We start from the raw sequence: 19,759 nt of genomic DNA, 5'->3' as shown, positions 1-19,759 counted from the left end.
TAAAATCACTTCATCTTTTACTTAAAGTATTAAATGGACCGCCTCAAGCAGATTGAAGCCTTTGCCAGCGTCGCAACCCGGGGCAGTTTGTCGGCGGCGGCGCGGGTCGAGGGGGTGACGCCGGCGATCATCGGCCGCCGCATCGACGCCCTGGAGGGCAGGCTGGGCGTTCGCCTGCTGGTGCGCACGACGCGCAAGCTGACCTTGACCTTCGAGGGGCAGGCCTTTCTCGAAGACTGCCAGAAGCTGCTCAACGACCTGGCCAATGCCGAGGCGGCGGTTTCGCTCGGCGGCCTGAAGGCCAGCGGCTACCTGAAGGTATCCGCCCCGGCGGGATTCGGCCGCCAGCACGTGGCGCCGCTGGTCGGCGATTTCATGCAGGCCAACCCGGAGGTGCGGGTCAATCTCAACCTGAGCGACCGCCTGGTCGACCTGATCAACGAGAACATCGATTGCGCGGTCCGCATCGGCGAAATGACCGATTCCAGCCTGATCAGCGTGCGGCTCGGCGAGATGCGGCGCATGGTGGTGGCCAGTCCGGCCTATCTGGTCGGGCATGGCGTGCCGCGCTCGCCGGCCGATCTGGCCCGGCACGACTGCCTGTCGCTCGGCCAGCAGCGGGGCTGGATCTTCCGCCATCCCGATACCGGGGAAACGGAAACCATCAAGGTCAGCGGCACTTTCGAGTGCAACGATGGCGCCGTGCTGCACGAATGGGCGCTGGCCGGGCGCGGCCTGGCCTGGCGTTCGCTGTGGGAAGTCGGGCGCGATCTCAAGGAAGGCCGCCTGACCTCGGTGCTCGATGCCTGGCAGGCGCCGCCGATGGGCATTTACGCCGTCTTTCCGCAGCGCCGCCATCTGCCGCTGCGGGTCAGGCTGTTCATCGACCTGCTCAAGGACAACTACAGCCGGCCCAGCTACTGGGAGCTGCGCTGATGAAGGTGCCGGTCTATCGCGCGCTGGGGGCGCTGTCCGTCGCGCTCGGCGTCATCGGGGCCTTTCTGCCCCTGTTGCCGACGACGCCTTTCCTGCTTCTGGCCGCCTGGTTTTTCGCCCGTTCCCACCCGGAGTGGGAGGCCAGGTTGTTGGCGCATCCCAGGGCCGGTCCGGCGATTCTTGCCTGGCGCGATCATCGGGCCATTCCGGTTTCCGCCAAATGGGCAGCGGCGATCATGATGGGCATCAGCGCCCTTGGGGGCTGGTACGGCTTGCCCGAGCCGTGGCGTTATCTGCCGTCGGGCATCGCCGTCGTGGTGCTCGGCTGGATGCTGACCAGGCCTTCCGTCTAGCCGGAACGCGCGGTCCGGCGGCTTTCGCCGGCGTCGTTGCAGAAACTGAAAAGACTCCGGGTCAGCGCATCCCGCAAGCCTTCGAGTTCGGCCAGGCGAGCGCCGAGGTCGGCGTGCTTGTCGTTGCGGTAGTCGGCGATCAGTTCCTGCGCCATGCGATGGGCTTGTTCGTGCAGCCTGCTCGCCGCCGCGATGTCGGCCATTTCGTCGGGGGCGGCCTTGGCCAGTTTGCTGCCCAGCCAGCTGCCGAAGCGGCAAAGCCCCGGGTCCAGCTCGGGCGGCGTGTCGCGTTGGCCGCCCAGGTAGGCCGTCAGCTGGCGCATCCAGGAGCGGTGTTCGACCATCGCGTAGAGCGTCGGCAGTTCGTCGCGCCCGATGCGTCGGGCGGTCGACCAGAGCGCAGGCGGCGTCCACTGCCTGACCCAGGCGGGAATGTCGTCGCCGGGCATCGGTGGGGCAATGCCGAAACCCTGGCCCAGTTCGCATCCCAATTGCAGCAGCAGTTCGCCGTGGGCTTCGGTTTCGACGCCTTCGGCGATCAGTTCGCGCGCGAAGGCATGGGCAAAGCCGATGATGCCTTCGAGGATGGCCAGGTCGTCGGCATTGTCCAGCATGTCGCGGACGAAGCTCTGGTCGATCTTGAGGGCTTGCGCCGGCAGGCGTTTGAGGTAGGTGAGCGAGGAGTAGCCGGTGCCGAAGTCGTCCAGCGCGAAATGGATGCCGAGCTGCCGGCAATCGGCGATGACTTTCGAGACCTGGGCCAGTTCTTCGAGCGCGCTGGTTTCCAGCACCTCGAGCTGGACGAGCGAAGGCGAGACGTCCGGATGCAAGGCCATCGCGGCATCCAGGCGCTCGACGAAATCGCGCTGCTGCAGCTGGTAGGCGCCGACATTGATGCTGACCGGGATGGCGTGGCCGAGTTTCTGCCAGCGGCTGATTTGCGTCAGCGCCTGGGCAATGACCCATTCCCCCAGCACTTTCCCCAGGGCGTGCTCTTCGATGGCGGGCAGGAACTCGGCGGGCAGCAGCGTGCCTCGCTCCGGGTGCAGCCAGCGGATCAGCGCTTCGGTGCCGACCAGGCTGCCGTCGCGCATGTTGACCTTGGGTTGGTAGTGCAGCGTGAATTCGTCGTTCTCGATGGCCTCGCGGATACGTTCGATGCTCTCGTGCCGCCCGCGGGCGCTGCGATCCTGCTCGATGTCGAAGAAATGGTAACGGTTCTTGCCGGCCAGCTTGGCCTGGTACATGGCCTGGTCGGCCTGGCGCAGCAGCTGGTCGGCGTCGGTCGGGTCGGATTGCGGATAGAAGGTGACGCCGATGCTGGCCGATACCCGGTGTCCCGTCCCGTGGAGGTGAATGGGCCGGGCAGCCGCGGCCAGCAGGCGCTCGAGGAGCGGCACGGCAATCTGGTGCGACGGCAGGTCGAGGAGAATGACGACGAATTCGTCGCCGCCCAGGCGGGCGATGGTGTCGCCTTCGCGCAGGGCCTCTTTCATTCCCTGGGCGATGGCGATCAGGAATTGATCGCCGGTCTGGTGTCCGAAGCCGTCGTTGATCGACTTGAAGCCATCGAGGTCGATATAGGCGACCCCGAGCAGGAGGTGGCGGCGCTCGGACTGGCGCATGGCCTGGCGTAGCCGGTCGCCGAGCAGGACGCGGTTGGGCAGGCCGGTGAGCGCATCGTAGTGGGCAATGGACTCGAGCTCGCGCTGATGCTCCTTCTGCGCCGTGATGTCGGAAAACAGGCCGATGTAGTTGGTCGGCCGGTCGCTGGAGTCGCAGACCGAGCTGATGGTCAGCAGCTCGGCATACACCTCGCCGTTCTTCCGGCGATTCCATATCTCGCCGGTCCAGTGCCCCTGTTCGAGCAGCTGTTTCCACATCGCTTCGTAGAATTCCGGCGGCTGGCTTCCCGAGCGCAGGATATTGGGGTTGCGCCCTATCGCCTCCTCGCGGCTGAAACCGGTGATCCGGGTGAAGGCCTCGTTGGCGTCGACGATCGTGCCGTCGGTGGCGGTGACCACGATGCCCTCGCGGGCATGGGAAAACACGCTGGCCGCCCGGAGCAGGGCATCGTTGGCCAGCTTGCGTTCGGTAATGTCGTGGCAGAAGCCGATGTAGCCAATGAAGTTGCCGTCGCTGTCGTAGCGCGGCGTGGCGTCGTCGAGGATCCAGCGATATTCGCCGCTGGCGTGGCGCAATCGATACTCCATGCTGAACGGTTCGTGGCGCTCGAAATGGCTGACGTAGGTCTCCTGGCAAGGCGCGAAGTCGTCCGGATGCACCCCCTCCATCCGCCCTTGTCCGCTTTCCTGCTCCAGCGTGCGCCCGGTAAAGCGAAGCCAGGGCTCGTTCACGTAATTGCACAGCTTGTCGGTTCCCGAGGTCCAGATCAGCGCCGATCCGCCGTTGGCGAGGGTCCGGTAGTGCTGCTCGCTGTCCTTCAAGGCCTGTTCGCGCTGGCGCAGAGAATCGAGCAGCACGTTGAAGCTGCCGATCAACCGGCCGACCTCGTCCTGCCGCTTCACGTCGAGCGGCTGATCGGCGATGCGGTTGCCCGAGCTCATGTCGGTCAGCGCTTCGGTGGCGGCCAGCATGGGGGCGAACTGCTGGCGAAGCGTGCGCCGGACGAGCCACCAGGCCAGCGAGCCGGCCAGCATGCTGAGCAGCAGGGCGGAGGTCAGTACGCGCTGCTGCAGCGCGCTGAGCGGGGCAAACGCTTCGGCGGTCGGCAGCACGCTGACCAGGAGCCAGTCTGCCACCGGGATGCGCCTGGCGGCCGATATCTCCTCGATGCCCCGCGAGTTGAGGGCGATGCCGTAGCCCTCGTAGCCGGCGACGTAGCGATCGTTCATCGCGTTGACGCCCTGCGGCGGCGTGGGCGTCATGTCCCGGCCCCGGTCGGTGCCGGCGACGACGATATTGTGCCGGGGGGCGATGATCAGGTAGCCGCCGGTCTGCCCGTAGCGGGTTCTGACTATCTTCTGGAAGATGCTGGAGTCGCCGAGGATGATCGCCCCGACGACGGCGCCAATCGCCTGCCCGCTCGTCGATTTGATCGGAAAGGCCAGGCCGATGACCGGCGTGCCGAGAATCTTGCCGATCACCGGCTTGCCGATGTTGGGGCGCCCTTCCCGGAGCGCGGCGATCATGTAGTCGCGGTCGGCGTATGAAACGCCGATGCGGTCCTCGGAATAGGGAAAGCTGGCCAGGGTCTTGCCTTCTTGGTCCGCAACGCGCAGGCCGCCGTTGAAGGGGCGAAGGTGCTCGGAATGCCTGACCAGGTAATCCTGCAGGCGTTGCGGCGAGCGCAACAGCTCCGGATCGATTTCGCCGGCCATGTGCCCCAGTTGGGCGAGCCCGTCCTCCAGTTCGTCGTTGAGCTGCGCGGCCAGGGTCGAAACGGTCGAATATTGCTGGTTCCCGATGACCCGGATGAAATCGTGGCGCAGGCTGCGGGTCGCATAGAGCGTCACCGACCAGATGCCCAGAAGGAAGACGAGCAGCGTCACCAGCGTGATACGGTTCTGCAGGGACAAGCTTCCTGTTCGGGCACGCCAGCGGATCACGGACTCCCCTTCGACGGTTTCGCCTCGGCGCCTCGGCGCCGGCTATCTGACGACAAGACTACCTCGAAGGTAATGGATTGGCAAGTTTATTGAATTTGTCGATATTGGTGATTGCGGCTCGGTGTTTCGCGAGCTTTCCAGGCAGATGGCTCTTGCCGGAGCGGGCAAAAAAAAGACCGGCCCCTTGTGGGAGCCGGTCTCTGAACGCTGCCGGGTAGGGCAGCGAGATGCCTAAATCGTAAAGTCCGATTAGTGGAACTGCTCTTCTTCGGTCGAGCCGGTGAGGGCCTTGACCGAGGAGGAACCGCCCTGGATGACGGTGGTCACGTCGTCGAAGTAACCGGTACCGACTTCCTGCTGGTGCGAAACGAAGGTGTAGCCTTGTTCGCGAGCGGCGAATTCCGGTTCCTGAACCATTTCAACGTAGTGCTTCATGCCTTCGCCGCCGGCGTAGGCCTGGGCGAACTTGAAGGTGTTGTACCAATTGACGTGGATGCCGGCCAGGGTGATGAACTGGTACTTGTAGCCGAGGGCCGACAGTTCTTCCTGGAAGGAGGCGATCTGCGAGTCGTTGAGGTTCTTCTTCCAGTTGAAGGACGGCGAGCAGTTGTAGGACAGCAGCTTGCCCGGGCAGGCGGCCAGCACGGCCTGAGCGAATTCGCGGGCGAAGCCGATATCCGGCACGCCGGTTTCGCACCAGACGAGGTCAGCGTACGGTGCGTAGGCAACGCCGCGGGAGATCGACTGCTCCAGACCGTTCTTGACGCGGAAGAAGCCTTCCTGGGTGCGCTCGCCGGTGAGGAACGGCTTGTCGTTCTCGTCGTAGTCGGAGGTGATCAGGTTGGCGGCTTCGGCATCGGTACGGGCCAGGATCAGGGTCGGAACGCCCATGACGTCGGCGGCGAAACGAGCGGAGATCAGCTTTTCGCAGGCTTCGCGGGTCGGCACGAGCACCTTGCCACCCATGTGGCCGCACTTCTTGGCGGCAGCCAGCTGGTCTTCGAAGTGCACACCGGCGGCACCGGAGGCGATCATGTTCTTCATCAGTTCGAAGGCGTTCAGCACGCCGCCGAAACCGGCTTCGGCGTCGGCCACGATCGGCAGGAAGTAGTCGATGAAGCCTGCGTCGCCCGGGTTGATGCCGCGCGACCACTGGATTTCGTCAGCGCGCTTGAAGGTGTTGTTGATGCGGCGAACCATGGTCGGCACGGAGTCGTAGGCGTACAGCGACTGGTCCGGGTACATGGTTTCGGAGGTGTTGCCGTCGGCGGCGACTTGCCAGCCGGACAGATACACGGCTTCCAGGCCAGCCTTGGCCTGTTGCATGGCTTGACCGGCGGTGATGGCGCCGAAAGCATTCACGTAGCCCTTCTTGGCGCCGCCGTTGACCTTGTCCCAGAGCACCTTGGCGCCGCGTTGGGCCAGGGTGTATTCCGGCTGCAGGGAGCCGCGCAGACGGACGACGTCAGCAGCGGAGTAACCGCGCTTGACGCCCTTCCAGCGGGGATTTTCAGCCCAGTCTTTTTCGAGGGCGGCGATTTGCTGTTCGCGAGTGCTCATGTGAATTCCTCAAGAGATTTGGTTTGGGGGAACGGCGTTGTGACGCTAGGTCCGTTGCAACGTCGATGGGAGAAGTATAGATATTTTTCCGCAGGGCAGCAATAGTCTTATATAAGACATAAGACAATATTTTCTTGTTTTATTTCATTGGTTTGCGGTTGGTATTTCGTATTGTGAAACACCGTTTGCTGCGATGAAATGCGATGCAGCATTTTTTAACCCGAATATTAGGCTGTTTTCCGGATTTCATGCGGGCGACTTGCCTTGACCGTTCTCAAAATTGGGTGTTGAATCCGTCGAATTTTATAATTTGCGGCTATTAATATGGAAATTCTGAGACAACTATATGACTGGAACGAGCGAACCTTCTGGAATTCGCTGACCAAGAAGTTGATGAGCTTCCTGTTGCTCTTTTTTATCGATGTCGGCTACCTGGCAATCTATTTCCATCAAAAGGGGGTGGTCAGCGATGCCCTGCATGCTTCCGGGGCCAGTCCCGAGGCCCTGCAGCGGGCCTTGGCCAGCCTGGACAGCGGATTGGCGCTGATGATCGGGCTGACGGTCGTCGCCCTGCTGTGGACCGTATTGCAGATCGTCTATATCCGCTACCTGATACTTCGTCCGATTCGCCTGATCTCCACGATTTTCGACGAGATCGCGCGCGGGGAGGGCGACTTCTCGCGCAACCTGCCGACGATCAGCCACGACGAGTTGCGGACGCTGGCCGAATCCTACAACCGCTTTGCCGACAAGATGCGCCAGATCATCAGCGAAGTGCGCCAGATGAGCGTCAATATCGCCCGCGAAGCCGTGCTCGTGAAAAAGACGGTTGCGGTGACCGCGACCCGGGCAAGCCGCCAGGGCGAAATCGCCGACGCGGTGTTTGGCGCCAGCAACGAGGCGACGCAGGCGATTCATGAAGTGTCGGCTTCCGCCGAAACGATTTCCCATTCCACCGATTCGAACCTCGATTCGGCCCGCCACTCGCTGAACGAAATGCATGAAATCGTCGTCAAGGTGCAGTCGGTCAGCGACAAGCTGAGCAGCTTCAACGGCACCGTCGATCAGTTGGCGACGCGTTCCGACAGCATTCGGCAGATCGCCGGGCTGATCAAGGATATTGCCGACCAGACCAACCTGCTGGCGCTCAACGCGGCGATCGAAGCGGCACGCGCCGGGGAAATGGGGCGCGGCTTCGCCGTGGTGGCCGACGAGGTCCGCAAGCTGGCGGAGCGGGTCAATGTGGCGACGCAGGAAATCAATGAAAACATCGGGGGCATGATCTCGCTGGTCAAGGAAACGCAGCGCGAAAACGAGATGATCAACACCGACATTCGGCAAACGCGCCAGGTCGTCGAGCGCTCGTCCGGCGAATTCCAGCGCATGGTCAGCGATTTCGAGCGGACCGGCGACCAGCTCAACCAGATCGCCACGGCAATGGAAGAACTGTCGGCGACCAACGGCCAGGTGCACGAGGCCGTTGTCCAGGTGCACTCCCTGTCCAACGAGGTGGCGGCCAGCATGGAGTCCTCGGAGAATTCGACCGGCAAGCTGAGCGCGGCGACCGAAAGCGTGCAGGAGCTGGTATCCCGCTTCAAGATCGGGCGCGGGGTGTTCGACTACAACGTCGAGCAGGCGCGCAAGGCCTTGACGGTCATGGAAGCCAGGCTGGCCCAGCTGGAAGCGCGTGGCGTGAACATCTGGGACCAGAACTACCGCCCGCTGCCGAACACCAATCCGCAAAAGCACGACGTCAGCTATGCGGCGGATTTCGAGCGCGACGTCAGGCCGCTCGGCGAAGATACCCTGGCCGCGCTCAAGGGGGGCATCTTTGCCCTGATCGTCGACACCAAGGGCTATGCCGCCGTCCATCACCTGAAATACTCGAAGGCGCTGACCGGCGATTACGATGCCGACCTGGTTGGCAACCGTACCCGTCGCATCTGGGAAGACCCGACCGGCCAGCGCGCCGCCAAGAACCTGAAGCCGCTCCTGCTGCAGACCTATGTCCGGGACACCGGCGAGATCCTGTCGGAAATCGATTTGCCGATCATGGTCAATGGTCGCCACTGGGGCGGCCTGCGCATCGGCTGCGACAGCGCCGTGCTGCTCGAGGGCTGACCGGGTATTGCCCGGGCCAGGGGGGGCTTCCGGCCTCCCCGCCCGGCAGGCAGGTCAGACTAGCGGGTGGCTGGCGACCAGGACGCCGTCCTCGTCGGCGTAGATCCACTCGTTCGGGTTGAAGGTGACGCCGCCGAAGGTGACGGCCACGTTCCTGTCGCCGATTCCCTTCTTGAGGGTCTTCTGCGGGTGGGTGTTCAGCGCGCGGACGCCGATGTCGATGCCGTTGATGTCGCCGGAGTCGCGGATGCAGCCGTAGACGATCACCCCTTCCCAGCCATTCTTGTTGGCCAGGATGGCCAGCTGGTCGCCGACCAGCGCGCAGCGCAGCGATCCGCCGCCGTCGATGACCAGCACCTTGCCCTTGCCGTCCTCGCCGAACACCTCGCGAACCAGGGAATTATCCTCGAACAGCTTGAGGGTGACGATCTGGCCGGAAAAACTCGTTTTGCCGCCATAGCGCTGGAACATCGGGGCGACGACGCGCACGGCGGTGCCCAGTTCGGTTTCGAAAGCGTCGCACAGGTCGGGGGTCTTGAAGCTCATTCTGCAGTCCTCGAAATAAAAAAGCCGTGCAATGGTGCACGGCTTTGGGGGCGGATGGCAATCGTCAGACGGTTGCTTCGGCCTTTTCTTCCTCGAAATTGAGCTTGATCTTGCCATCCTTGTCGAGGCCGACCGCGACGTGGCCGCCGTTGGCCAGCCTGCCGAACAGCAACTCGTCGGCGAGCGCCGAGCGGATGGTGTCCTGGATCAGGCGGGCCATGGGGCGGGCGCCCATCAGGGGATCGAAGCCCTTCTCGGCGAGCATTTCCTTGACCGCGTCGCTGAAGCTGGCGTCGACCTTCTTCTCATGCAGTTGCTCCTCGAGCTGCATCAGGAACTTGTCGACCACGCGCAGGATCACCTCGTGGTCCAGCGGCGCGAAGGAGATGGTCGCATCGAGGCGGTTGCGGAATTCCGGCGTGAACAGGCGCTTGATCTCGACCATCTCGTCGCCGGTCTGCTTCGTGGCGGTGAAACCCATGCTCGTCTTCTGCAGGTCGGCGGCCCCGGCATTGGTCGTCATGATGATGATCACGTTGCGGAAGTCGGCCTTGCGCCCGTTGTTGTCGGTCAGCGTGCCGTGGTCCATGACCTGCAGCAGGATGTTGAAGATGTCCGGATGCGCCTTCTCGATTTCGTCGAGCAGCAGCACGGTGTAGGGCTTCTTGGTGATGGCCTCGGTGAGCAGGCCGCCCTGGTCGAAGCCGACGTAGCCCGGAGGCGCGCCGATCAGGCGGGAGACGGCGTGACGCTCCATGTACTCGGACATGTCGAAACGCTGCAATTCGATGCCCAGGAAGTAGGCGAGCTGCTTGGCGACTTCGGTCTTGCCGACGCCGGTCGGGCCGCTGAACAGGAAGGAGCCGATCGGCTTGCCGGGATTGCCGAGGCCGGAACGGGCCATCTTGATCGCCTTGGCGAGCGCGTCGATGGCCTTGTCCTGGCCGAAGACGGTGGCCTTGAGGTCGCGGTCGAGGTTCTTCAGCGCGCTACGGTCGTCCATCGTCACGTGTTGCGACGGGATGCGGGCGATCTTGGCGACGATTTCCTCGATGTCGGTCTTGTTGATGACCTTCTTCTGCTTCGACTTGGGCAGGATGCGCTGCGCCGCGCCGGCCTCGTCGATGACGTCGATGGCCTTGTCCGGCAGGTGGCGGTCGGTGATGTAGCGGGCCGACAGTTCGACGGCCGACGAAATCGCCGTCGCCGAGTACTTGATGCCATGGTGCGCCTCGAAGCGCGCCTTCAGGCCCTTGAGGATCTCGACGGTTTCGGCGACGGACGGCTCATTGACGTCGATCTTCTGGAAACGGCGCGACAGGGCGCTGTCCTTTTCGAAGATGCCGCGGAACTCGGTATAGGTCGTCGCCCCGATGCACTTCAGCTGGCCGGAGGACAGGGCGGGCTTGAGCAGGTTCGAGGCATCCAGCGTGCCGCCGGAAGCCGAGCCGGCGCCGATCAGCGTATGGATTTCGTCGATGAACAGGATGGCGTTCGGGTTGTCCTGCAGGGCCTTGAGCACGGCCTTCAGGCGCTGCTCGAAATCGCCGCGGTACTTGGTGCCGGCCAGCAGCGAACCCATGTCCAGCGCGTAGACATTGGCCTTGCCCAGGATTTCCGGCACGTCGCCTTCGACCACCTTGCGTGCCAGTCCCTCGGCGATCGCCGTCTTGCCGACACCGGCCTCGCCGACCAGCAGGGGGTTGTTCTTGCGGCGGCGGCACAGTGTCTGGATGACGCGCTCCAGTTCCTTGTCGCGGCCGATCAGCGGGTCGATCTTGCCCTGCAGGGCCAGTGCGTTCAGGTTGATCGTGTACTGCTCGAGCGGGCCGGCCTCGGTCTTCTCGCCTTCGGTTTCGACTTCTCCTTCGGGCGCCGCCTTCTGTTGCGGGACCTTGCTGATGCCGTGCGAGATGAAGTTGACCACGTCCAGGCGGGTGACTCCCTGCTTCTGCAGGAAATAGACCGCGTGCGAATCCTTTTCGCCGTAGATGGCGACCAGGACATTGGCGCCGTTGACCTCCTTCTTGCCGGAGGACTGCACGTGCAGGATGGCGCGCTGGATGACGCGCTGGAAGCCCAGCGTCGGCTGCGTGTCGATGTCGTCCTCGCCGGAAACCGTCGGCGTATGTTCGTCGATGAAGCTGGAGAGATCCTTGCGCAGCGTGTCGGTCTTGGCGCCGCAGGCGCGCAGGGCCTCGGCTGCCGATGGATTGTCGATCAGCGCCAGCAGCAGATGCTCGACGGTGATGAACTCGTGGCGTTTTTGACGCGCCTCGACAAAGGCCATGTGCAGGCTGACTTCGAGTTCCTGGGCAATCATCAGTTTTCCTCCATGATGCAGGCGAGCGGGTGTTGATGCTGGCGGGCGAATGCAAGTACCTGTTCTACTTTGGTCGCGGCGATGTCGCGCGGAAATATTCCACAGACCCCTCGCCCGTCGTTGTGAACTTTGAGCATGATTCGCGTTGCTTGTTCAGTGTCCAGAGAAAAAAAGCGCTGCAGAACGGTGATGACGAAATCCATTGGCGTGTAATCGTCGTTCAGCAACACCACCTTGTACATCTTCGGCGGCTCCAGCTTGCTGCGCTGGGCCTCAAGTTGTCCGCCTTCCTGAATCTTTGTAGCCATGCGTTCGATTCTATACAGTCCGACTCAATGTGCAATACATCATATAAGGCTCAATCGGCCAATTTCCAGTCTGTATCAAGCAATTCCCTTGCCTGGAATATGCTGCGCTGCGGCATCGAAACTTGTTGACGACATATTTCAAGTCGCGTAGAAAGCCATTGTGTTTGGCTTCAAGCGGTATCGGGATTGCCGTGAGCACCGGGTCGTTGAGCACAAACAGGGAGTCGGGGAGACCCGGAAATTCGTTCGATTTTTGTAAGAAAGTAGCAAACATGGCACTCGGTACCGTTAAGTGGTTCAATGATTCCAAGGGTTTTGGCTTTATCACGCCGGATGATGGTAGTGAAGACCTCTTCGCACACTTCTCCGCTATCAACATGAACGGCTTTAAGACCCTGAAGGAAGGCCAGAAGGTGTCTTTCGACGTCGTCCAGGGCCCCAAGGGCAAGCAAGCTTCCAATATCCAGGGCGTTTGACTCGGATACCAAGATAATTAAAAAGCCCGCCTGATTCAGGCGGGCTTTTTTTCGTTCGTTCCCTGTGGTTTCGGCGGTCAGGCGACGGTGATCTCGTCCTGCCTCTTGTCGCCGGTATTGTCTGTCCACGCCACGGCGAGTTTGTCGCCGGACTTGATGCCACGCGCCCTGAACGTGAATAGCGGGTTTTTCGAGACCGAGGTGTTGAGCTGCCCGTCGATGATGAGCTTGCCGTTCAGGCTGACCGTGAACGTCTGGATGAACTGGGCCGGAAAGGTCTGCCCCTTGTCATCCTTGCGCTGACCAGTTTCCATCGGATGCTGCATCAGGATGCGTATGTCGGTGGTTTCGCCCTGATTTTGTGCGCGAATCTTGATCGGCTCACCCATGTCAGCCTCCGCAGCCGCCGAGGGTCACCTTGATCTCCCGGAAGGCGACGTGGAATTTGCCTTCTCCGGTCCTGGCGACGACGCGGATGCGCGTCGTCTCCGAAAGCTTGATCTGCTCGCGGAGGTAGGGAAGGACGGGGCCGGAAAACTCGATGGAGGAGCACAGCGGCATCGGGTTCTTGTCGGCAAACACGGCCAAATTGCGCGTGTTGGCGATATTGCTGGTGATTTCGATCTCGACCTTGGCGCCGTTTTCGGCGATCTCCGGGGCGTTGATCAGGATGTCGCGGCTTTCGGCGGCGTTGGCGCTTCCGTAGGCCTTCAGGGCGTCGCCGACGTTGCGGGCGGTGAAGGCGGGCCTGTTCCAGTCGGCGGCGAGGACGCGGCTGGGCGTCAGCAGGCCGGTACCGAGCAGCGGCGCGAGCAGGGCGGCCGACAGGCCTCCCTTCAGGAAGTGTCTGCGTAGTTCGAGCATGGTCTTCAGCCTGCTTGTTCGGCCAGCCAGTGGCCCGACTTACCGCCGGACTTCTCCAGCAGGCGGATATGCTCGATGCGCATGCCGCGATCGACCGCCTTGGCCATGTCGTAGATGGTCAGCAGGCCGACGGAGACGGCCGTCAGGGCTTCCATTTCGATGCCGGTGCGCCCGAAGCACTCGGCGGTCACTTCGCAATGGACCGCATGCTGTTGTTCGTCGATGGTGAACTCCGCTGCGACGCGGGTCAGCGCGATGGGGTGGCACAGCGGGATCAGGTCGCCGGTGCGCTTCGCGGCCTGAATGGCGGCAATGCGGGCAATGCCCAGCACGTCGCCTTTTTTGGCCGATCCGCTGCGGATCAGGGCCAGGGTTTCGGGGCGCATGAAAATGCTGCCGGCGGCGCGGGCGATACGGGCGGTTTCGGCCTTGGCGCCGACGTCGACCATGTGGGCCTGGCCGGCACTATCGAAATGAGTCAGTGTGGAGTCGGTCACGAGCGTTACGTTTGGTTACCATCCGCCGGAATGGCGGTATTGAAGGCTGCGCTATCATAGCACCATGCGTCTGACCCAACGATTCGTCGCCCTGACTCTGGCTTGTTCCCTGGCTCTGCAGCCCGTTCGGGCCGATGAGTTGCCGGAGCTGGGCGACATTGCGAGCAGCGAGTTTTCGCTGAGTACCGAGAAGAAGATCGGCCTGCAGATCATGCATGACATTCGCTGGCGCGAACCGGCCTATCTCGACGATTCCGATATCGAAACCTACCTCAATCAGTTGGGTGGGCGCCTGGCGGCAGTCAGCAACGATCCCGGGTTCGGCTTCACCTTCTTCGCCATCAACGATCCGAATATCAACGCCTTCGCGATGCCGGGCGGCTATATCGGCGTGCATACGGGCCTGATCCTGTCGTCGCAGACCGAATCGGAACTGGCCGGGGTGCTCGGCCACGAAATCTCGCACGTCACGCAACGCCACATTGCCCGCCAGATCTACCAGTCGAAGCAGATCGGCATGGCCTCCATGGTGGCCATGGCCCTGGCCCTGCTGGCGGCGCGTTCGAGCGGCCAGGTGGCGGGCGCGGCGATCGCCACCACGCAGGCCGGCGCCATTTCGGCGCAATTGGCCTTCTCGCGGGATTTCGAACGCGAGGCCGATCGCCAGGGTTTCGATATTTTGCGCAAGGCCGGTTTCGACGTGCGCGGCATGGCCGCATTCTTTGCCCGCCTGCAGCAGGCCGTCCGCCTCTACGAGAACAACGCGACAGCCTACCTGCGTACCCACCCGTTGTCGGGCGAGCGTCTGACCGACATGCAGAACCGCGAGCAGGCGGTGCCTTATCGCCAGGTGGTCGATAGCGTCGATTTCCACCTGGTTCGCGCCAAGGTCAGGGCCATGCAAGGGACGCCGCGCGAGGCGGTGAAGGATTTCGAGGCCTTGCTCCAGGACAAGAAGTTCGCCTCCGAGGGTGCCATTCACTACGGTCTGGCCTATGCCCGCTATCGACTCCGCGACTGGGCCGGGGCGGAAAAGGAACTCGAGGCGGCGCGACGTCTGAAGGTGACGGCCGCCATGCTCGAGCATCTGCGTGCCGACGTGCGCCTGGCGCAGGGCGATACGGCCGGCGGCCTGGCAGTCTATCGCGATGCGATGGTGCGCTACCCGCTGAATCTGGCGCTGCTCTACGGTTACGGGGCCTCGCTCGCCGGGGCTCGCCGCTTCGACGACTCCCTGCGTTTTGCCGAGGCCCAGCTCCGCAACTATCCCGAGGATGTCAGGCTGCACAAGCTGCGCGCCGAAAGCTATGCCGGCCTGGGGCAGCGGGCCATGCAGCATCGGGCGCTGGCCGAGGTGTTCATCCTGCAGGGACAGACCGCCGGCGCCATCGAACAGTTGCAACTGGCGCAGAAGGCGGGGGATGCGAATTTCTACGAAATGTCGTCGATCGATGCCCGGCTGCGCGAGATGAAACGGCGTCAGATCGATGAACTCAAGGAAAAACGCAATTAAGGTTAGAATCGCAGCTTGAATTCATCCGCAGAATGACCATGCAATTTGATCGCGATCTCGATGTCAAGGGGCTGAACTGCCCGCTTCCCATTCTCCGTACCAAGAAGACCCTGGCTGAAATGGAAACCGGCCAGATCTTGCGCGTTCTGGCGACTGATCCGGGCTCGCTGAAGGATTTTCCCGCCTTCGCCAAGCAGACCGGCAACGAATTGCTGGAGCAGAAGGAAGAGAACCGGGTCTTCGAGTTTTACCTGAAGCGCAAATAAGCTCCGAATTCACCGCATTTTTTGAAGACAGGCAGGCGCCGGCAGGCGAACCTGCCGCTTGGCGTTTCGAGGGCCTGATCGACTGCCTCGAGGTTCGTGATGCCGCCTCTTTCGCTTCGGCGATGCGGCTTATTGGCGAACAGCCCGCTTGGGTCGTGGCGGCCATTGGCTATGAGCTCGGGTATCTGCTTGAGCCGTGTTCCGCGCCTGTGGATTGGCAGCCCGGACGGGATGTTCTGGCGCGTTTCTGGCGCTTTCGCCAGCGCCTTGCCTTGTCGGCGGCCGATGCGGAAAGCTGGTTGGCCGGGCAGGCTGCCGGCGGGCCTGCCGGTATCGGCGATTTGTCCCCGGTGGCGGACGAATCCGGCTACCAGCTTGCCGTCGAGCGGATCAAGCAGTTGATTTACGAGGGTGATTGCTATCAGGCCAATTACACCTTTCCGATCGAATTTTCCTGGTTCGGGTCGCCGTTGGCGCTGTATTCCCGCTTGCGCCAGCGCCAGCCGGTACGCTACGGCGGTTTTGTCGGCAGTCCGCAGGGCGGCATCGTTTCCCTGTCGCCGGAATTGTTTCTTGAGCGGCATGGCGAGCGCCTGCTGACCAGGCCGATGAAAGGCACCGCGGCGCGCAGCATGCCGCGCGAGACGCTGCGCGATTCGGTCAAGGATCGTGCGGAAAACCTGATGATCGTCGATCTGCTGCGCAACGACCTCGGCCGCCTGGCCGAACCGGGCAGCGTGTCGGTCGACCGTCTGTTCGAGATCGAGGATTATCCGACCGTCTGGCAGATGGTTTCCGAGGTTTCGGCGCGGATCGGCCGGCAAGACTTCGAGGCTGTCCTGCGCGCGCTCTTTCCCTGCGGCTCGATTACCGGCGCGCCAAAAATCCGCGCCATGCAGATTATCGGCGCTTTGGAGGCTGCACCGCGCGGCCTGTATACCGGTGCCCTCGGCTGGCTGGCGCCGACCGGGGATTTTCGGTTGAATGTGGCCATCCGGACGCTCGAACTGGCCAGCGGCCACCGGGGGAAGATGGGGGTGGGCAGCGGCATCGTGGCCGATTCCTTGCCCGCTGCCGAATGGCGGGAGTGCCTGCTCAAGGCCGAATTCCTGCGCGCCATCGATCCCGGTCTCAAGCTGATCGAGACCCTGCGCCGTGAGAACGGTGTCTATCCGATGTGGGCGGGCCATCTGGCGCGGCTTCGTCGCTCGGCCGCATGGTTCGGTTTCCCGCTGGACGAGCAGCGCCTGTGTCGCGAACTCGGCAAGCAGCCTTCGCAAGGCGTCTGGCGCGTGCGCCTGACGCTGGACAAGGCGGGCGAGATCGACATCCAGTCCGTCGAACTGGCCGATACGCCGCCCTCCGTGCGATTGGCCGAGCTGGCCGAGGCGCGTATCGATAGCGGCGATCCGCTGCGTGCCCACAAGACGACGGCGCGCCCGCTGTACGATGCGGCCCTGCAAGGGTTGCCGGCCGATTCGCCGGTATTCGACCTGATCTTCGCCAATGAGCGCGGGGAGATTGTCGAAGGGGCGCGCAGCAATGTCTTCGTCGAGCGGGATGGCGTGCTGCTGACCCCGCCGCTCGCCTGCGGCGCGCTGCCCGGCGTGCTGCGGGCCGAGTTGCTGGCCAGCGGCAGGGCGCGCGAAGCCGTGCTCCATCCGGCCGATCTGGGCGGCGACTTCTTCCTCGGCAACGCGCTGCGCGGGCTGATTCCCGTTCGCTTGCAACCGGCCAGAAAAAACGGCCAGATGTGACTCTGGCCGTCGTCCCGGTTGATCGCGCCTAGCGCGTATTGCGCTTAACGGCGCAGACGGCGCAGGTTGAGGCCGATCACCAGGAACATGGCGGCACCCATGCCGTAGAGGAAGGCCTTGGCGACATCGACGTCCTGGACGGCGACGAGGACCGGCGCATCCTTCTCGAGCTTGTAGCGGATGCTGGTCTGGAAGTGCCAGGACGACGCCTTGACTTCATAGACCCCGTCGTTCCTGCTCCATTTGAGCCAGTTCATAGGCTCCTCGAACTCGCCGGCGGTCTCGGTCATTTCCAGGCTGCCGACCTGTCCCTTGGCCTTCGCTGCGTCCAGTTCGCCGTAGCTGATGCCGCAGGCTTCCTTCTTCTCGCCGCAGAGGGCGACCAGGCGGAAGTTCGGTTTCCACTCGGGGTTGGCCTTCTCCCACGGCCAGGAATAGATGAACGCCACCGTGCTGGCCCCGACGGCCAGGGAGAAGATCATCAGGGTCGTGAAGATTTGCGTGAAGAAACTGCGGTTATCTTGCATGGGCGCTCTTTGTTCAGCCGAGTTTGGCGAGTTGAGGTTTGAGTTTTTCCAGCGTCGCCGTGAATTCGGCAACCCGCTGTTTTTCCTGGTCGACAACGGCGGCCGGGGCGCGGGCGACGAAGCCTTCGTTCGAGAGCTTGCCCTGGGCGATGGAAATCTGCTTCTCCAGCTTTTCGATTTCCTTCTTCAGGCGCTCGCGTTCGGCGGCGACGTCGATCTCGACCTTCAGCATCAGGCGCGTCTCGCCGACCACGGCGACCGGTGCCACGGCGTCGGCCGGCATGTCGTCGACTATTTGTACCTCGGACAGCTTACCCAGAGCTTGCAGGATGGGGGCGAACTCGGCGATTTCATCGCCACCGCCGGCGATCAGCAGCGGCGTGCGCTGGGCCGGCGAAATGCCCATCTCGCCGCGCAGGTTGCGGCAGGCATAGGCCAGCGCCTTGAGGCGCTCGACCTTGGCTTCGCTGGCGGCGTCGATCTTGTATTCCTCGGCGCGCGGGTAGGCGGCGAGCATGATCGAGTCGTGGGTCTTGCGGCCGGCGATCGGCGCCACGGTCCGCCACAGCTCCTCGGTGATGAACGGGATCAGCGGGTGAGCCAGGCGCAGCACGGCTTCCAGCGTGCGGACCAGCGTCCGGCGGGCGCCGCGCTGCTGGGCATCGTTGCCGGTCTGAATCTCGACCTTGGCGATTTCCAGATACCAGTCGCAGAACTCGTCCCAGATGAACTTGTAGACGGTCTGGGCGACCAGGTCGAAGCGGTAGTCGGTGAAGTGCTGCTCGACTTCCTTCTCGACGCGTTGCAACTGGCTGACGATCCAGCGGTCGGCGAAGCTGAATTCGAGCGGCGCCGAGCCGCCGCAGGCCGGGCCGCCCTGCTGGTGTTCGAGAGCCAGGTCGTGGCCTTCGACGTTCATCAGCACGAAACGGGTGGCGTTCCACAGCTTGTTGCAGAAATTGCGGTAGCCGTCGCAGCGGTTCAGGTCGAACTTGATGTCGCGGCCGGGTGAGGCGAGCGAGGCGAAGGTGAAGCGCAGCGCGTCGGTGCCGAAGGCCGGGATGCCTTCCGGGAATTCCTTTTTGGTCTTCTTGGCGATGCTGTCGGCCTGCTTGGGGTTCATCAGGCCGAAGGTGCGCTTCTCGACCAGCGCGTCGATGCCGATGCCGTCGATCAGGTCGATCGGGTCGAGCACGTTGCCCTTGGACTTGGACATCTTCTGGCCTTCGCCGTCGCGGATCAGGCCATGCACATAGACGTGCTTGAACGGGATCTTGCCGGTCACGTGGGTGGTCATCATGACCATGCGGGCGACCCAGAAGAAGATGATGTCGAAGCCGGTGACCAGCACCGAGGAGGGCAGGTACTGCTGCAGCATCCGGTTGGCTGCGTCGGTGGCTTCGTCGCCGCTCCAGTCCAGCGTCGAGAACGGCCACAGGGCGGAGGAGTACCAGGTGTCGAGGACGTCCTCGTCACGGGTCAGCTGGCCGGCGTAACCGGCCTGGTCGGCCTGGTGGCGGGCTTCTTCCTCATTCTGGGCGACGAAGACCTCGCCGTTGACGCCGTACCACGCCGGAATCTGGTGGCCCCACCACAACTGGCGGGAGATGCACCAGTCCTGGATGTTGTTCAGCCACTGGTTGTAGGTATTGACCCAGTTTTCCGGGTAGAACTTGATCTCGCCGGAATGGACGACTTCCAGCGCCTTTTCCGTGATCGACTTGCCGTCGGCGCCCGGCTTGGACATGGCGACGAACCACTGGTCGGTCAGCATCGGCTCGATGACGACGCCGGTGCGGTCGCCGCGCGGCACCTTCAGTTTGTGCTTGTCGGTCTTTTCCAGGATGCCGAGGGCTTCGAGGTCGGCGACGACGGCCTTGCGGGCGTCGAAGCGGTCCAGGCCGCGGTATTTCTCCGGGGCAGCATCGTTGATCTTGGCGTCCAGCGTCAGGATGGAGATCATCGGCAGGCCGTGGCGCTGGCCGACGGCGTAGTCGTTGAAGTCGTGCGCCGGGGTGACCTTGACGCAGCCGGTACCGAATTCGAGATCGACGTAGGAGTCGGCGATGATCGGGATTTCGCGCTCGGTCAGCGGCTGTCTCTTATACACATCTCCGAGCCCACGAGACCGAGGCTGATCTCG

General features: G+C 63.0%; 16 protein-coding genes. 7 read left to right on the top strand and 9 right to left on the bottom strand.

The window, feature by feature from the left end:
* Positions 1-33 precede the first annotated feature (33 nt).
* Both Q0P59_RS15425 and Q0P59_RS15420 read left to right on the top strand, forming a co-directional pair.
* Complete coding sequence (locus tag Q0P59_RS15425; RefSeq protein ID WP_295007855.1) at positions 34-936, top strand: LysR family transcriptional regulator; 903 nt, start codon at positions 34-36, stop codon at positions 934-936.
* The gene (locus tag Q0P59_RS15420) at positions 936-1,289 is read left to right on the top strand and encodes a YbaN family protein (RefSeq protein WP_295007853.1); all 354 of its coding nucleotides are present in this window, start codon (positions 936-938) and stop codon (positions 1,287-1,289) included. The genes Q0P59_RS15425 and Q0P59_RS15420 overlap by 1 nt, the downstream gene beginning before the upstream one ends.
* Here Q0P59_RS15420 and Q0P59_RS15415 read toward each other — a convergent pair.
* Positions 1,286-4,828, bottom strand: coding sequence for an EAL domain-containing protein (locus Q0P59_RS15415; protein ID WP_295007851.1), 3,543 nt, complete (start codon positions 4,826-4,828; stop codon positions 1,286-1,288). The two genes, Q0P59_RS15420 and Q0P59_RS15415, sit on opposite strands and share 4 nt — an antisense overlap.
* A 279-nt stretch (positions 4,829-5,107) precedes the next feature.
* A complete protein-coding gene (gene aceA / locus Q0P59_RS15410) occupies positions 5,108-6,418 on the bottom strand; it encodes an isocitrate lyase (protein WP_295007849.1) in 1,311 nt (436 codons plus the stop codon).
* A gap of 324 nt (positions 6,419-6,742) precedes the next feature.
* Between aceA and Q0P59_RS15405 the strand changes: the two genes are divergently transcribed.
* The gene (locus tag Q0P59_RS15405) at positions 6,743-8,539 is read left to right on the top strand and encodes a methyl-accepting chemotaxis protein (protein WP_295007847.1); all 1,797 of its coding nucleotides are present in this window, start codon (positions 6,743-6,745) and stop codon (positions 8,537-8,539) included.
* A gap of 54 nt (positions 8,540-8,593) precedes the next feature.
* Here Q0P59_RS15405 and rraA read toward each other — a convergent pair whose 3' ends face one another.
* The 3 genes from rraA to clpS form a co-directional block, all read right to left on the bottom strand.
* The gene (gene rraA / locus Q0P59_RS15400) at positions 8,594-9,085 is read right to left on the bottom strand and encodes a ribonuclease E activity regulator RraA (protein ID WP_295007846.1); all 492 of its coding nucleotides are present in this window, start codon (positions 9,083-9,085) and stop codon (positions 8,594-8,596) included.
* 64 nt (positions 9,086-9,149) lie between these two features.
* Entirely contained in the window at positions 9,150-11,408 is a 2,259-nt protein-coding gene (gene clpA, locus Q0P59_RS15395; RefSeq protein ID WP_295007844.1) for an ATP-dependent Clp protease ATP-binding subunit ClpA, read from the bottom strand.
* On the bottom strand, positions 11,408-11,716 hold the full coding sequence (gene clpS / locus Q0P59_RS15390; RefSeq protein WP_295007842.1) for an ATP-dependent Clp protease adapter ClpS: 309 nt from the start codon (positions 11,714-11,716) through the stop codon (positions 11,408-11,410). Before clpS ends, clpA begins: the two co-directional genes overlap by 1 nt.
* 272 nt (positions 11,717-11,988) lie before the next feature.
* Between clpS and Q0P59_RS15385 the strand changes: the two genes are divergently transcribed.
* Entirely contained in the window at positions 11,989-12,192 is a 204-nt protein-coding gene (locus tag Q0P59_RS15385; protein ID WP_150429503.1) for a cold-shock protein, read from the top strand.
* Positions 12,193-12,269: 77 nt separating this feature from the next.
* On the opposite strand, the gene soxZ is transcribed toward Q0P59_RS15385, so the two are convergent.
* From soxZ to moaC, 3 genes are read right to left on the bottom strand one after another with little or no spacing between them, the layout of a single operon-like run.
* Positions 12,270-12,581, bottom strand: a complete 312-nt coding sequence (gene soxZ / locus Q0P59_RS15380; protein WP_295007840.1) for a thiosulfate oxidation carrier complex protein SoxZ — start codon at positions 12,579-12,581, stop codon at positions 12,270-12,272.
* 1 nt (position 12,582) lies between these two features.
* Positions 12,583-13,056 (bottom strand): thiosulfate oxidation carrier protein SoxY, encoded by a 474-nt coding sequence (gene soxY / locus Q0P59_RS15375; protein ID WP_295007838.1) that lies wholly within the window; start codon positions 13,054-13,056, stop codon positions 12,583-12,585.
* Between the two features lie 5 nt (positions 13,057-13,061).
* Positions 13,062-13,553, bottom strand: coding sequence for a cyclic pyranopterin monophosphate synthase MoaC (gene moaC / locus Q0P59_RS15370; RefSeq protein WP_295007836.1), 492 nt, complete (start codon positions 13,551-13,553; stop codon positions 13,062-13,064).
* A gap of 64 nt (positions 13,554-13,617) precedes the next feature.
* Here moaC and Q0P59_RS15365 point away from each other — a divergent pair, with 64 nt between their 5' ends.
* From Q0P59_RS15365 to pabB, 3 genes are read left to right on the top strand one after another with little or no spacing between them, the layout of a single operon-like run.
* Positions 13,618-15,066, top strand: a complete 1,449-nt coding sequence (locus tag Q0P59_RS15365; RefSeq protein ID WP_295007834.1) for a M48 family metalloprotease — start codon at positions 13,618-13,620, stop codon at positions 15,064-15,066.
* A 38-nt stretch (positions 15,067-15,104) separates the two neighbouring features.
* Positions 15,105-15,332 carry a sulfurtransferase TusA family protein gene (locus Q0P59_RS15360; protein WP_295007832.1) on the top strand — a complete coding sequence of 76 codons (228 nt, stop codon included), beginning with the start codon at positions 15,105-15,107 and terminating at the stop codon, positions 15,330-15,332.
* Positions 15,275-17,089 (top strand): aminodeoxychorismate synthase component I, encoded by a 1,815-nt coding sequence (pabB, locus tag Q0P59_RS15355; RefSeq protein WP_295007902.1) that lies wholly within the window; start codon positions 15,275-15,277, stop codon positions 17,087-17,089. The genes Q0P59_RS15360 and pabB overlap by 58 nt, the downstream gene beginning before the upstream one ends.
* Before the next feature lie 44 nt (positions 17,090-17,133).
* On the opposite strand, the gene Q0P59_RS15350 is transcribed toward pabB, so the two are convergent.
* Positions 17,134-17,616 (bottom strand): hypothetical protein, encoded by a 483-nt coding sequence (locus tag Q0P59_RS15350; protein ID WP_295007830.1) that lies wholly within the window; start codon positions 17,614-17,616, stop codon positions 17,134-17,136.
* Positions 17,617-19,759: the final 2,143 nt, after the last annotated feature.

Source organism: uncultured Dechloromonas sp. (assembly GCF_945957265.1).
In the GTDB taxonomy this organism is placed as follows: Bacteria; Pseudomonadota; Gammaproteobacteria; order Burkholderiales; family Rhodocyclaceae; genus Azonexus.
This window is presented reverse-complemented; position numbering and strand designations above follow the sequence as displayed.